This is a genomic window from Streptomyces sp. WAC07094 (assembly GCF_036320405.1).
Classification (GTDB): domain Bacteria; phylum Actinomycetota; class Actinomycetes; order Streptomycetales; family Streptomycetaceae; genus Streptomyces; species Streptomyces lannensis.
The window spans coordinates 6,227,113-6,240,959 of the sequence record NZ_JAVMJZ010000001.1 but is presented as its reverse complement, the minus strand read 5'-3'; the positions used below and the strand labels follow the sequence as shown (position 1 = coordinate 6,240,959).

Here is a 13,847-nt window from a genome sequence, read left to right as displayed (position 1 = left end):
AATGCAGGGGCCGAATTCGGGCAGGCCGGGAATTCTCGTCACTTCTCGTCACTGCGGGTGACGAGGATTGTCCACCGTCGCGGTGGCGCCATCGTGAACCGGGCGTCGATACGGGCGTGGATGCGCCGGCGCCCGGATTCGAGCGCGAGGGGGTCGGGGCCGCCCGCGGCTTCCGTGCCGTCAGGAGCCGGGCGGCTCGTGGACCGGGCGGCGGGTGCGGCCGTGTTGCGGCGGGTGGGGTCGTCGAGGGCGGTGGGCCGGCCGGTGCCGCGGGCCGTGACGACCTCAGCCGCCCGCCGTCCCCTACGACACCCCCGATGCCGGGCTTCTCCGCGGACGGCGATGCGCGGGGTTCCACTCCGTCACCGCACGGTTTCCACGGGAGGCATGTACCGGTCATCAGATCGCAACCTGCGGGGTCTGTTGCGACGCGTCATGCCCAAGTCAGAATCTACGCGCGTCGTTGACCGATTCCGAAGGAGAGCGAGACATGCCGTTGAACCGCCGGAAGTTCCTGAAGAGATCCGCCGTGACGGGGGCGGGCGTGGCTCTGTCCGGGGCCGCGGCGGCTCCGGCGGCTCAGGCCGCGCCGGCGGCGAAGGGCCCCAAGCGGTACTCGCTGACGGTGATGGGCACCACCGATCTGCACGGGCATGTCTTCAACTGGGACTACTTCAAGGACGCGGAGTACTCCGACAAGGCGGGCAACTCGCAGGGCCTGGCCCGGATCTCGACCCTGGTCGACCAGGTCCGCGAGGAGAAGGGCCGCTGCAACACGCTGCTGCTCGACGCCGGTGACACGATCCAGGGCACCCCGCTGACGTACTACTACGCGAAGGTCGACCCGATCACGGCCAAGCACGGTCCGGTGCACCCGATGGCGCAGGCCATGAACGCGATCGGGTACGACGCGGTGGCGCTCGGGAACCACGAGTTCAACTACGGCATCGAGACGCTGCGGAAGTTCGAGTCGCAGTGCCGCTTCCCGCTGCTCGGCGCCAACGCGCTGGACGCCAGGACGCAGAAGCCGGCCTTCCCTCCGTACTTCATGAAGAAGTTCCATGTGCCGGGCGCGCCGCCGGTGAAGGTCGCGGTCCTCGGTCTGACCAACCCCGGCATCGCGATCTGGGACAAGGCCTATGTGCAGGGCAAGCTGACCTTCCCGGGCCTGGAGGAGCAGGCGGCCAAGTGGGTGCCGAAGCTGAGGTCGATGGGCGCGGACGTGGTCGTCGTGTCGGCGCACTCCGGCACCTCGGGCACGTCGTCGTACGGTGACCAGCTGCCCTATGTGGAGGACGCGGCCGCCAATGTGGCCCGGCAGGTGCCGGGTATCGACGCGATCCTCGTGGGGCACGCGCACCAGGAGATCCCGGAGCTGAAGGTCACCAACGAACGGACGGGCAGGACGGTCGTGCTGTCGGAGCCGCTGTGCTTCGCCGAGCGGCTGACGCTGTTCGACATCGCGCTGGTCTTCGAGAAGGGGAAGTGGCAGGTCGAGTCGGTTTCCGCGTCGCTGCGGAACTCCAGCACGGTCGCCGACGACCCGAAGATCACGAGGCTGCTCGCCGACGAGCACACGAAGGTCGTCGCGTACGTCAACCAGGTCGTCGGCAAGGCGACCGAGACGTTGACGACGGTGGAGGCCCGTTACAAGGACGCCCCGATCATCGACCTGATCAACAAGGTCCAGGAGGACGTGGTCAAGGCGGCGCTCGCGGGCACGGAGTACGCCGCCCTGCCGGTGATCTCGCAGGCGTCGCCGTTCTCGCGCACCTCGCAGATCCCGGCCGGCAATGTGACGATCCGGGACCTGTCGGGCCTGTACGTGTACGACAACACGCTGGTCGCCAAGTTGATGACGGGTGCCCAGGTCAGGGCGTACCTGGAGTACTCGGCGGAGTACTTCGTTCAGACGGCCGCCGGCGCGCCGGTGGACGTGGAGAAGCTGACCAACGCGAACGGCCGTCCGGACTACAACTACGACTATGTGTCGGGGCTGCAGTACGAGATCGACATCGCCCAGGCCGCGGGTTCACGCATCAAGAACGTGACGTACGGCGGTGCCGCGCTGGACGACGCACAGCAGTTCGTGTTCGCCGTGAACAACTACCGTGCCAACGGCGGGGGTGCCTTCCCGCACGTGGCCTCGGCCAAGGAGCTGTGGTCGGAGTCGACGGAGATCCGGACCCGGATCGCGGAGTGGGCGACCACGAAGGGTGTTCTGGACCCGAAGGACTTCGCTTCGGCGGACTGGCGGCTCACCCGTGACGGAGTGCCGCTCTTCTGACACTTCGGCAGTGGCGGCGCGACGGCGCCGGGGCGGTCCGTGCCCCGGCGCCGTCGGCGTGCGTGCGGGCCCTCGCCGGCCGCCCTAGCGTCCGTCGCCCAGCGGGGTGAGGTCCATGGGGCGCCGGGTCGGCGGGATCAGGCCCGGCTGCCGGAGTCCGAAGGTGGTGAAGGCGGTGCGCCGGGGCAGGGGGTAGGGCTCCTTGCCGGTCAGGGAGTTGAGGATGGTGGCGCTGCGCCACGCGGCGAGGCCGAGGTCGGGGGTGCCGACTCCGTGGGTGTGGAGTTCGGCGTTCTGTACGTACACGGAGCCGGTGACGGCGCGGTCGAGGACCAGGCGGAACCGGTCGTCGATGCGAGGGCGTCCGCTGCCGTCGCGGCTGAGGCGGTGTTCCAGTCCGGCGAGGATGCGGCCGAGGGGCCGTTCGCGGTAGCCGGTGGCGAGGACCACGGCGTCGGTGGCGAGCCGCGAGCGGGTGTTCTGCTGGACGTGCTCGAGATGAAGTTCGATCCCGCTGGTGGCGGCGCGCCCGGCGGTGCGGACGTGGACGCCGGGTGTGAGGACGGCGTCGGGCCAGCCGCCCTGGAGGGTGCGGCGGTAGAGCTCGTCGTGGATGGCGGCGATGGTGTCGGCGTCGATGCCCTTGTGCAGCTGCCATTGGGCGGAGACGAGACCGTCGCGCACGGGTTCGGCGAGCGCGTGGAAGTAGCGCGTGTAGTCGGGGGTGAAGTGCTCCAGGCCGAGTTTGGAGTACTCCATGGGGGCGAAGGCCTCGGTCCGGGCGAGCCAGTGGATCCGCTCCCGGCCGACGGGGCGGTGGCGCAGGAGGTCGAGGAAGACCTCGGCGCCGGACTGGCCCGCTCCGACGACGGTGATGTGGCCGGCGGCCAGGAAGGCGGTGCGGTGCCGCAGGTACTCCGCGGCGTGGATGACGGGTGTCCCGGGGGCTTCGACGAGGGGTCGCAGGGGTTCGGGCACATACGGTTCGGTGCCGACGCCGAGGACGATGTTGCGCGTGCGGGTACGGCCGAGGGCTTCGCCCGCGCCGTCCTTGCCGAGCCGGGTGTAGTCGACCTCGAAGACCTGGTCGGCGGCGTTCCAGCGGACGGCGTCGACCTGGTGGCCGAAGTGCAGTTCGGGGAGGTTGCCGGAGACCCAGCGGCAGTAGGCGTCGTACTCGGCGCGCTGGATGTGGAAGCGTTCGGCGAAGTAGAAGGGGAAGAGCCGGTCGCAGCTCTTGAGGTAGTTGAGGAAGGACCAGGGGCTGGCGGGGTCGGCGAGGGTCACCAGGTCGGCCAGGAAGGGCACCTGGAGGGTGGCACCGTCGATGAGGAGACCCGGGTGCCAGTCGAAGCCGGGGCGCTGCTCGTAGAACGCGGTGTCGAGTTCGGCGAGCGGGTGGGCGAGGGCGGCGAGGGAGAGGTTGAACGGGCCGATGCCGATGCCGACCAGGTCGCGGGGCGCTGGGGGCTCGTGGTGTGGGGGGGTGGTCATCGGGGCGTGCTTCCTTCCACCAGGTTCAGGAGTGCGGCGAGATCGCCGGGCCGGGTGTGGGGGTTGAGGAGGGTGGCCTTGAGCCAGAGTCGGCCGCCCAGCCGGGCGCGGCCGAGGACGGCACGGCCGTCGTGAAGGAGGGTGCGGCGCACGGCGGCGACGGTGTCGTCGGGGGCCGCCGCGGGCCTGAACAGGACGGTGCTGATGGTGGGCGGGGCGTAGAGCTCGAAGGCGGGGTGCGCCCGGACGAGGCCGGCGAATTCCTGTGCGTGGGCGCAGACGTGGTCGACGAGGGTGCCCAGTCCGCTGCGACCGAGGCTCTTGAGGGTGACGGCGATCTTGAGGATGTCCGGGCGCCGGGTGGTGCGCAGGGAGCGGCCGAGCAGGTCGGGCAGTCCGGCGTCGGTGTCGTCGTCGGCGTTGAGGTAGTCGGCGCGATGCCGCAGGGTGTGCAGGTCGCCGGGGTCGCGGACGGCGAGGAGCCCGGCGGCGACGGGCTGCCAGCCGAGTTTGTGCAGGTCGAGGGTGAGGGTGTCGGCCCGCTCGAGGCCGGCGAGGCGGGTGCGGTGGAGGTCGCTGAAGAGCAGTCCGCCTCCGTAGGCGGCGTCGATGTGCAGGCGGGCGCCGTGCGCGGCGCACACGTCGGCGATCTCCGGCAGCGGGTCGATGAGCCCGGCGTCGGTGGTGCCCGCGGTGGCGGCGACGAGCAGGGGCCCGGAGAGGCCGGTGAGGGCGGCGTCGAGGGCCTTCGCGTGCAGGATGCCGTCGGGGGCGGGGACGACGACGGGTTCGGGCAGCCCGAGGAGCCAGGTGGCCCGCCTCAGGGAGTGGTGGGCGCCGGCGCCGCAGACGAGCCGGACTCTGCCGAGGATCTCCCGGGCGAGGAGCAGGGCCAGTTGGTTGGACTCGGTGCCGCCGGTGGTGACCAGGGAGTCGGCGGCGCCCGCCTCCTGGGCGAGGGCCCGCGTCACCAGTGCTTCCAGGGCGGAGGCGGCGGGTGCCTGGTCCCAGGAGTCGAGCGAGGGGTTGAGCGCGCTGGCGGCCAGGTCGGCGGCGGCGGCGACCGCCAGGGGCGGGCAGTGCAGGTGGGCGGCGCACAGGGGGTCGGCGGGGTCGGCGGCGCCTTCGGCGAGGGCGCGTACGACTGTTCGGACGGCGTCCGGGGCCCCCTTGGCCGGCAGTACGTCCCCGACGGCGTCGCGCAGTCGGGCGGCGACCGCTTCGGGACCACCCGCGGGCAGGGGTCCGCCCCGGGCCCGGGCGCCGTCCTCGAGGGCGTCGAGGACGGTACCGAGCAGTGGCCGCAGGGCGTGCGGACCATCTGGTCCTGAGGCGAGGGGCGGCAGGCTCATGGGAAGTCCTCCAGGCGCGGGGGTTGCCCAAGCCTGCACGCGCAAAGGCTGGTCCGGCCCGAAGAGCACAACGATCCGACCCGAAAGGGGGTACTGCCCTGGCCGGGAAGTGCCCGGCGATGGCATATGCGCCGCGGCCGGCATCCGTCGGTGGGACGGGCGCCGGCCCGCGGCGCGGCCCGGTCACACCTCGCGGATGCGCAACGCCCTGGCCAGGTCGTCCAGTTCATCGGCGATCTTGCGGTGCAGGGCCGGGACGAGATCTGCCTCGCGCAGGCACTGCTCGCCCCGGCGGAGGGTGTCCGCGTCGACCGCGAAGCGGGGGAAGGCCCAGCGGCCCGCCGCGGTGGCGATGGCCGGTCCCCGGCGGGCGGCGACGGCGGGTGCGTCGGTCCAGTAGCGGTCGACGTACTCCTCGACGAGGTCGGCCTGCTCGGGCTGCCAGAAGCCCTGTGCGGTGGCGGTGAACAGGTAGTTGGACAGCTCGTCGGTGGCGAACATCGCCTCCCAGGCCCGCCGCTTGGTGTCGGCGTCGGGCAGGGCGGCGCGGCAGCGGGCCGCGCCCTCCCGTCCGGTGGCGCTGGGGTCGTGGGCGAGCTCGGCGGCGATCGCCGTCTCGTCCACGGCGCCGAGGACGGCGAGGCGGGCGAGGATGCGCCAGCGCAGTTCGGGGTCGAGTTCGGGTCCGCCGGGTACGGTGCCCTCGGCCAGCCAGGCGGCGATGGTGTCGGGGTGGGCGGCGGAGTCGATGAAGTGCCGTACGGCGATCAGGCGCAGCCCGGAGTGGGAGCCGTCCTCGGTGCGGCGGATGAGGTCGCGGCACAGCGCGCTGAGGGTGGCGAGGGCGGCGGCCCGGTCCAGAACGGTGCCCGCCTGCTCGCCCGGGGCCGGTGTGGAGGCGGGCAGGTAGCGGTCGGTGACGTGGCCGGCGGCGAAGGCGAGGACGCCTTCGACGAGGGCCAGGTCGGTTTCGTGGGGCAGGTGGGCGCGGGCGGTCTCCAGGTAGGCACCGGCGGGCAGGTCCCCGTCGCGCACGGCGTCGCGCAGGGCGTTCCACACGACCGCGCGGGTGAGCGGGTCGGGCAGCCCGGACAGGGCGTCCCGGACGGTCTCGAAGGACTCGGAATCGAAGCGGACCTTGGCGTAGGTGAGGTCGCCGTCGTTGACCAGGATCAGGGCGGGGCGCTTGCCGAGGGGCTGCGGCGCCGTCTGCGGGATGTCCAGGGCGAGCCGCTCGCGCAGGGCGAGGCCGTCGCCGTCACCGTCGCGGACGGTCTGGTCGTACAGGCCGACCGCGATGTGGTGCGGCCGGCTGCCGTCGTGGTCGACGGTGAGGGAGCAGGTGCCGTCGTCGCTCCGGGTGAGGTGCGGGGTCAGGGTGTCGACGCCGGTGGTGCGCAGCCAGGCGTCGGCCCAGGCGTGCACGTCGCGGTCGGTCGCGTCGGCGAGGGAGTCGATGAAGTCGGCGAGGGTGGCGTTGCCGAAGCGGTGGCGGGCGAAGTGGTTGTTGATGCCCGCGAGGAAGTCCTTCTCGCCGAGCCAGGCCACCAGCTGGCGCAGGGCGGAGGCGCCCTTGGCGTAGGAGATGCCGTCGAAGTTGAGGAGCGCGGAGGCGGTGTCGTCGACCGCTTCGGGGGCCACCGGGTGGGTGGAGGGGCGCTGGTCGGCGTCGTAGCCCCAGGCCTTGCGGGTGACGCCGAAGTCGGTCCAGGTGTCGGTGAAGCGGGTGGCTTCGGTGAGGGTCTGGTAGCCCATGTACTCGGCGAAGGACTCGTTCAGCCAGATGTCGTCCCACCAGCGCAGGGTGACGAGGTCGCCGAACCACATGTGGGCCATCTCGTGGGCGACGACCATGGCGCGGGTCTGGCGCTGGGTGTCGGTGACGGCGGAGCGGTAGACGAACTCGTCGCGGAAGGTGACGAGTCCGGGGTTCTCCATGGCGCCGGCGTTGAATTCGGGGACGAACGCCTGGTCGTAGGAGTCGAAGGGGTACGGCTCGTCGAACTTCTCGTGGTAGCGGTCGAAGCACTGGCGGGTGATCTCGAAGAGCTCGTCCGCGTCGGTGTCGAGATGGGGGGCGAGGGAGCGGCGGCAGTGGATGCCGAAGGGCAGTCCGCGGTGCTCGGTGTGCACGGAGTGCCAGGGTCCGGCGGCGACCGCGACCAGGTAGGTGGAGATCAGCGGCGTCGCGGCGGCGCGCCAGGTGCCGTCGTCCTGCCGGGTGGTGACCCCGTTGGCGAGGACGCTCCAGCCCTCGGGTGCCCTGACGGTGAGGTGGAAGACGGCCTTGAGGTCGGGCTGGTCGAAGGCGGCGAACACCCGCTGGACGTCGTCCATGAACAGCTGGGTGTAGACGTAGGTCTCGCCGTCGGTGGGGTCGGTGAAGCGGTGCATGCCCTCGCCGGTGCGCGAGTAGCGCATGGAGGCGTCGATGCGCAGTTCGTGCTCGCCCGCGGTGAGGCCGTTCAGGGGCAGCCGGTTCTCGGCGAGCGTCTCGGGGTCGAGGGGGTGTCCGTCCAGCGTCGCGGAGCGCAGTTCGGCGGGCTTGAGCTCGACGAAGGTGTCCGCGGCCTTCTGGTCCCCGCCCACCGAGAAGCGGATGACGGTACGGGAGTCGAAGGTCTCGTCGCCGCGGGTCAGATCGAGTGCGATCTCGTAGCGGTGGACGTCGAGGAGCCGGGCACGGGTCTGCGCTTCGTCGCGCGTCAGTACGGACATGGGGGACATGCTGCCCGATGCCGCCGACGGGGCACAGGGGCGGTCCGGCACCGTCGTCATGTCCGCCGCTCGTACCGCTCCTCCGGGGTGCCGGGGTCCGGTTCGCCCGCGGGGTCCTCCCGCTGGCCCGGGAGGCGTGAGCCCGGGTGGGACAGGGCGGTAGCCCGGGGCGCGACACACTCCTCGAGCCGGGCCCGCAGGACGCGCACCTCCTGTTCCAGGCTCTGGAAGCGCTGGTGGCTGTCGTAGAGGTAGCGGACCTTGGTCCGCAGGGTCCAGGGGTCGACGGGTTTCATCATCAAGTCGGCGACGCCGAGCCCGAAGGCGGCGGAGGCGAGTTCGGTGTCGGGGCCGAAGCCGGTCAGCAGGATGATCGGGATGTGCTGGGTCTGTGCCACGCGCCGCATGTAGCGCACGACGTCCAGGCCGCTGACCTTGGGCATGTGCACATCGAGAAGGAGCAGTCCGACCCTGCCGCGCAGGACCTCCTTGAGGGCGTCGTCGCCGCTGGTGGCGCGGGCCAGCCGGTAGCCCAGCGGGGCGAGGGTGCTCTCCAGCGCGTAGAGCGTGTCCTCATGGTCGTCGACAATGAGAATCCTGGCATCAGACGGCATGGCCCGACGTCCCCTCGCTTGGACAACCAGCATATGCCCGAACCGTCTTACCCCGCGTACCTTTGACCTGACAAAGAGTCACCCGACCGACCGGCCACGATACGCCCGGTTGGCCCACAAGGGGGGCCATTCGGCACCAAGTGCCCGGTGGGACGCCTGACGTCACTCGCCCGAGGAGCCGGTGGGGTCGGTGGTGACGCCGGCGTCGTCCGCGATGCGCTCATGGTGCCTGATCACTTCAGCGATGATGAAGTTGAGGAGCTTCTCGGCGAACGCGGGGTCGAGCTTGGCGTTCTCCGCGAGCCTGCGCAGCCGGGCGATCTGGGCGGCCTCGCGGGCCGGGTCGGCGGGCGGCAGCTGGTGGGCGGCCTTGAGATGGCCGACCTGCTGGGTGCACTTGAAGCGCTCGGCGAGCATGTACACGACGGCGGCGTCGATGTTGTCGATGCTGTCGCGCAGCCGGACGAGCTCGGCGCGGACGGCCGGGGCGACGTCGGCGGCGGTGTGGCGGGTGTTCATGGCCGACCACCCTACGTGGCGGGCGCCCGCCGGACCGTTCCCGTCCGCAGTGCGGATCGCCGCGGCGGCGCGGTCTCCGCGTCCGGACATGTCCGCAGGTGGGGCGCCCGCGGCCGGGACCGGCCGCGGGCGCCTTCGTGTCCGCCGGGGGCGGTCACGGGGTTCGGTTCACAGGCCGGACGCGGCCCGCGCTATGTCCGCGGCGAACGTCGAGACCTCGGTGTAGACGCCGGGGTAGCCGGCCCGTGCGCAGCCTTCGCCCCAGCTGACGATCCCGACCTGGAGGTACGCGCCGGTGTCGTCCTTGCGGAACATGGGCCCGCCGGAGTCGCCCTGGCAGGTGTCGACGCCGCCCTGCGGGAATCCGGCGCAGATCTCCTCACCGGGCACGAGATCACTGCCGTAGGCCTGCCGGCAGGTGGCGTCGTCGACGAAGGGGACCGTGGCCTTGAGCAGATAGCGCTGCTGGCCGCCGCCTTCCCGGGCCGCGCCCCAGCCGGCGACGGTGAAGTCACCGCGGTTGTGGGCGGTGGTCGTGGCGATCTTGAGGGTGGGCAGGTCGACGGGCCGGGCGAGTTTGATCAGCGCCCAGTCCCTGCCCTTGCCGTTGTAGCCGGGGGCCTGCAGCACCTTGGTCGATCTCACCTTGACCGCGCTGCCGCTCTGCAGGTCGACGACGCCGGCGGTGGCGGTGATGGAAGTGGTGTTGCCCGAGCCGTCCACGCAGTGCGCGGCGGTCAGGACCACGTTCTTGGCGTACAGGGCGCCGCCGCAGCCCATGGAGAGCCGCACCATGAACGGGAACTCGCCCTGGGCGGCACGGGTGCCGCCGACGACGGGCCGGGGAGCCGCCTGCGCGGCCGACGGCTGGAGCGAGAGGGCGGCCAGCACGACGGTGAGGGCCGCGAGTGCTCTTGTGAGGCCGCCTGTCTTCTTCAGGAACTTCAACGTGTTTCCTTCCGTGGGGGGTTGGCCGCAGGACGGCAGCACGCCAGTTTCTGACATGCTCCCGCCAAAGCCTGACGCCATGGTCGGAGAGCCGGGCAGGCGGGACAAGAACCGGTTTCCGGCCACCGCGCGGCGCGGCACGGGTGTCGTCGGCGCGCACACGGCCACCCCCGGGAGGAGGCACGCCTACAGTGGAGTCAGTGCTGGCGCCTTCAGGGGGTACGGACGTGGCGAACGGCGGCCCGGTCGAGCACGGATTTCCGCATCTGGACACGGTGCGGGCGGCGATCACCGCGTTGTACAAGCGGCTCTCGTACGACTCCGTCCGCAGCTTCGCGGCCAGCGTGCCCCCCGCCGACGTGGCGTTCTCCGACCAGGACGACCTGCACCTGGGCGCTCAGCGCGTGGCACACGAACTGGTGCGGCACTACGGACTGCCGGACGCACGTATGATCATCAGCTTTCGCGAGATGACCCATGCCGCGAACGTGGAACTGGCCGCCGGCCCGGAGTACTTCATCGAGCTGAACGACCGGTTCCGCACCCACCGCAGGGACATCGGCGCCGCCCTCGCGCACGAGGTGATGCACGTCTTTCTGCACCGCCTCGATCTGGCCTTCCACGGCACGCGCGACAACGAGATCCTCACCGACACAGCGGCGGCCTACCTGGGTGCGGGCTGGCTGCTCCTCGACGCCTACCGGGAGGACGCGGCCTCGTCGCAGAAGCTCGGCTATCTGACCCCGGAGGAGTTCGGCTACGTCCTCGCCAAGCGCGCGCTGCTGTTCGGGGAGGACCCGGCGATCTGGTTCACCAGCCCGCAGGCGTACACGGCGTACACCAAGGGCCTGACCCAGGCCCGTCGCGACGAGCAGCAGCCGCCGCTCACGGCGGCCGGCTGGGCGGGCCGCCGCCGCTACGCCAAGGACCGCCGCTACGCCCAGGACCACTGCGACCCCGGGGCGCATCCGGGCGCGCCGTACTCCTTCAGCACGGCCGGCCGGGGCCCGCTGAGCGTCTCCTTCCCCTGCCCGACCTGCCACCAGCGCATCAGAGTGCCCGTGCAGGGGCGGGTGCGGGCGCGGTGCGGGCTGTGCCGGACGGTGCTGGAGTGCGACACCTGAGACGCGGCGAGCGCCCCTCGGCACCCACGAGACGGCTTCGAGGTGGCGCGGAACACCTCAAATGTCTTTGCCCGGGGCGCCGTGGACAGGCGAGGGTCGATACATGGACACGCACGAACCGCCGGAGCTGATCACGGCGGTGCACGAAGGAGACGAGGACACGGTCGTACGGCTGCTGCGCTCGGGCGCGAGCCCGGAGTCGGCGGACGCGGAGGGCCAGACCGCCCTGTACCTGGCGTCGGTGGGCGACGCACCGGGCATCGTACGGCTGCTGCTGGCGGCCGGCGCCGATCCCGACCGCCTCAGCGCGGACGCCGACGCACCGCTGTGCGGCGCGGCCTGCGGGGGCCACACCGAGGTCGTACAGGCACTGCTGGCGGCCGGGGCGACGGCGGATCTGGAGGAGGAGTACGGGTTCCGGGCGCTGACGTGGGCGGTGCAACTGGGGCATGCCGACATCGTCCGGGCGCTGCTCGCCGCGGGCGCGGACCCCGACCTTCCCGGCCCCGGGGGCCGGCCGCCGCTGGTGGCGGCCGCCCGGCGCGGCTCCCCGGGCTGCGTGCAGGCGCTGCTGACCCACGGGGCGCGGGCCCGGCGGGAGGCACTCGCCGAGGCGCGGCGCTGGTTGCGGCTGGACGTCGCGGCGGAGCTCCGTGCGGGCCTCGAGGCGACGCACGGACCCGGCCACGCGTACGACACGCGCCGCTTCGAACAGGAGCCCGGCACGGTGACCGTCGAGGTCACGCTCCTGCGTGACGGGCGGCCCGCTGCGGGGAACGACCAGCAGACCGGACACGCCGTCATAGTGGGCCTCCTGGTCGCAGGCGGGCCCGGCACGACCGAGGGGTGACGGGCAGCGCCTCCGCGCGGAATCGGCCGCGAAACCCCACGGCACACCGGTCCGTCCACCGGGGGTGCCGTCAGGAACGCGCCCCTCGGATGCGCTGTCCCGCCCCGTACACGGCCGTCGGCACCTCGGCGTCCTTCAGCAGTTCCCGCGCCGTCCGCCCCGCCTCCGCCGGGGTCCGGCGCACTCCCCCGTCGGCGCTCGGACCCCGTCGCCACCCCTGCATGACGGTGATCCGCCCGCCCTCGACCTCGAAGACCCGGCCGGTGACCCCGGCACTCGCGGCGCAGCCGAGCCAGACGACCAGGGGCGAGACGTTCTCGGGGGCCATCGCGTCGAAGCCCGTGCCGGGCGTGGCCATCGTCCGGGCGAACGTGCGCTCGGTCATCCGGGTGCGTGCGGCGGGCGCGATGGCGTTGACCTGCACGCCGTACGGCCCGAGTTCCTCCGCCGCGACCAGCGTCAGAGCGAGGACGCCCGCCTTGGCCGCGCTGTAGTTCCCCTGTCCGACCGCACCCAGCAGCCCGGCGCCGCTGCTGGTGTTGACGACACGGGCGATCGGGGTGCGCCCGGCCTTGGCCTCGGCCCGCCAGTGCGCCGCCGCGTGCCTCAACGGCAGGAAGTGGCCCTTGAGATGGACCCGCACGACCGTGTCCCAGTCGTCCTCACCGAGGTTGACCAGCATCCGGTCGCGCAGGAACCCGGCGTTGTTGACGAGGGCGTCGAGTCGCCCGTAGGTCTCCAGCGCCGTCGTCACCAGCGACGCGGCACCCTCGTCGGTCGCGATGTCGCCGTGGTGCGCGACGGCCTCGCCCCCTGCCCGACGGATCTCGTCGACCACCCGCCCGGCCTTGCTGCCGGCACCGGGCGCGCCGTCGAGCCCGACTCCCAGGTCGCTGACGACGACCTTCGCGCCCTCGGCGGCGAACGCGAGGGCGTGGGCACGGCCCAGACCACGGCCCGCACCGGTGACGATCACTGCTCGGCCGTCGGCGATACCCCGCACGTCGTGTCCCCTCGTCCGTGTGTTCCGTTCGTGCCGCTCTTGTTGATGGATCGACTTGTCGTCAAGTCATCGCTGTCCGGTCGGCCCCGAGCCGGTCCTCCACGGCGGCCGGGTCCACTCCCGCGCGCGCCACCAGCGCCTTCAGCACATGCGCGCCCAGGTCGGCCGATGGACCCCGCTCAGCCCGCCCCGGCGCCGCCCGACGGGCGTGCGGACCGCTTCGACGATGTAGGCCTCGGCCATGTCGACTCCCTCGCGATGGACGGTGGTTCACATACGGCTACTCACGGACGGCGATCCCGTCGAGCACCATCGACAGGTACTGCCGGGCGATCTCCTCGGGGCTGTGGTGTCCGCCGGGGCGGTACCAGGACGCGGCGACCCACACCGTGTCGCGCACGAACCGGTAGGTCAGCCGGACGTCGAGGTCGCTGCGGAACGTCCGGGCGGCGACCCCCCGCTCCAGCGTCGACAGCCATGCCTTCTCGAACTTGCGCTGCGACTCCGCGAGGAACGTGAACCGTTCCTGCGCCACGAGTTGCCGGGACTCCTTCTGGTAGATCGCGACGGCCGCGCGATGCCGGTCGATCTCCCGGAAGGACTCGGTCACCAGCGCCTCCAGCGTCTCACGCGGACCGAGTGCGGCGGCGAGGACGCCGTCGTAGCCGTCCCAGAGCTCGTCGAGGAACGTGCGCAGGATCTCCTCCAGCATCGACTCCTTGGAGTCGAAGTGGTAGTAGAGGCTCCCCGCGAGCATCTCGGCATGGTCCGCGATCTTGCGTACGGTGGTGGCGTTGTAGCCCTGCTCGGCGAAGACCTCGGCGGCGGTGTCGAGGAGTTCGCGGCGGCGGGCGGGCGCGGCGGTCACCTGGGGCTTCTTCTTGGTCGGCACGGACCCATTGTGATCCCGGCGGCAGGCGGGCACTGCAGCCCTCCGG

The 13,847-nt window shown here is 72.0% G+C and carries 11 protein-coding genes and 1 pseudogene; 3 read left to right on the top strand and 9 right to left on the bottom strand.

All coding sequences use genetic code 11. The annotated features are described in order from the left end of the window. Positions 1 to 490 precede the first annotated feature (490 nt). On the top strand, positions 491 to 2,287 hold the full coding sequence (locus RCR19_RS27595; RefSeq protein ID WP_331267579.1) for a 5'-nucleotidase C-terminal domain-containing protein: 1,797 nt from the start codon (positions 491 to 493) through the stop codon (positions 2,285 to 2,287). Between the two features lie 84 nt (positions 2,288 to 2,371). Here the strand turns inward: RCR19_RS27595 and RCR19_RS27590 are convergent, their stop codons facing one another. The 6 genes from RCR19_RS27590 to RCR19_RS27565 all read right to left on the bottom strand — a co-directional run bounded on the left by RCR19_RS27590 (position 2,372) and on the right by RCR19_RS27565 (position 9,932). After that, positions 2,372 to 3,781: a SidA/IucD/PvdA family monooxygenase gene (locus RCR19_RS27590; RefSeq protein ID WP_331267578.1), complete on the bottom strand. Its 1,410-nt coding sequence runs from the start codon at positions 3,779 to 3,781 to the stop codon at positions 2,372 to 2,374. After that, a complete protein-coding gene (locus RCR19_RS27585; protein ID WP_331267577.1) occupies positions 3,778 to 5,133 on the bottom strand; it encodes a pyridoxal-dependent decarboxylase in 1,356 nt (451 codons plus the stop codon). Before RCR19_RS27585 ends, RCR19_RS27590 begins: the two co-directional genes overlap by 4 nt. A 183-nt stretch (positions 5,134 to 5,316) precedes the next feature. Continuing rightward, on the bottom strand, positions 5,317 to 7,860 hold the full coding sequence (gene pepN / locus RCR19_RS27580; protein WP_331267576.1) for an aminopeptidase N: 2,544 nt from the start codon (positions 7,858 to 7,860) through the stop codon (positions 5,317 to 5,319). 47 nt (positions 7,861 to 7,907) lie between these two features. Next, positions 7,908 to 8,465, bottom strand: coding sequence for a response regulator (locus tag RCR19_RS27575; protein WP_331267575.1), 558 nt, complete (start codon positions 8,463 to 8,465; stop codon positions 7,908 to 7,910). 162 nt (positions 8,466 to 8,627) lie between these two features. Next, positions 8,628 to 8,984: a chorismate mutase gene (locus RCR19_RS27570; protein WP_331267574.1), complete on the bottom strand. Its 357-nt coding sequence runs from the start codon at positions 8,982 to 8,984 to the stop codon at positions 8,628 to 8,630. Positions 8,985 to 9,152: 168 nt separating this feature from the next. Then, positions 9,153 to 9,932 carry a serine protease gene (locus tag RCR19_RS27565; protein WP_331267573.1) on the bottom strand — a complete coding sequence of 260 codons (780 nt, stop codon included), beginning with the start codon at positions 9,930 to 9,932 and terminating at the stop codon, positions 9,153 to 9,155. Positions 9,933 to 10,159: 227 nt separating this feature from the next. Between RCR19_RS27565 and RCR19_RS27560 the strand changes: the two genes are divergently transcribed. Next, a complete protein-coding gene (locus RCR19_RS27560) occupies positions 10,160 to 11,056 on the top strand; it encodes a hypothetical protein (protein WP_331269573.1) in 897 nt (298 codons plus the stop codon). 103 nt (positions 11,057 to 11,159) lie between these two features. Then, positions 11,160 to 11,906 carry an ankyrin repeat domain-containing protein gene (locus RCR19_RS27555; RefSeq protein WP_331267572.1) on the top strand — a complete coding sequence of 249 codons (747 nt, stop codon included), beginning with the start codon at positions 11,160 to 11,162 and terminating at the stop codon, positions 11,904 to 11,906. A gap of 70 nt (positions 11,907 to 11,976) precedes the next feature. On the opposite strand, the gene RCR19_RS27550 is transcribed toward RCR19_RS27555, so the two are convergent. From RCR19_RS27550 to RCR19_RS27540, 3 genes and pseudogenes are all read right to left on the bottom strand, one after another. Continuing rightward, positions 11,977 to 12,909: an SDR family oxidoreductase gene (locus tag RCR19_RS27550; protein ID WP_331267571.1), complete on the bottom strand. Its 933-nt coding sequence runs from the start codon at positions 12,907 to 12,909 to the stop codon at positions 11,977 to 11,979. Between the two features lie 94 nt (positions 12,910 to 13,003). After that, positions 13,004 to 13,152, bottom strand: a pseudogene (locus RCR19_RS27545) (acetyl-CoA C-acetyltransferase); the annotation flags it as partial. Between the two features lie 37 nt (positions 13,153 to 13,189). Continuing rightward, entirely contained in the window at positions 13,190 to 13,801 is a 612-nt protein-coding gene (locus tag RCR19_RS27540; RefSeq protein ID WP_331267570.1) for a TetR/AcrR family transcriptional regulator, read from the bottom strand. Positions 13,802 to 13,847: the final 46 nt, after the last annotated feature.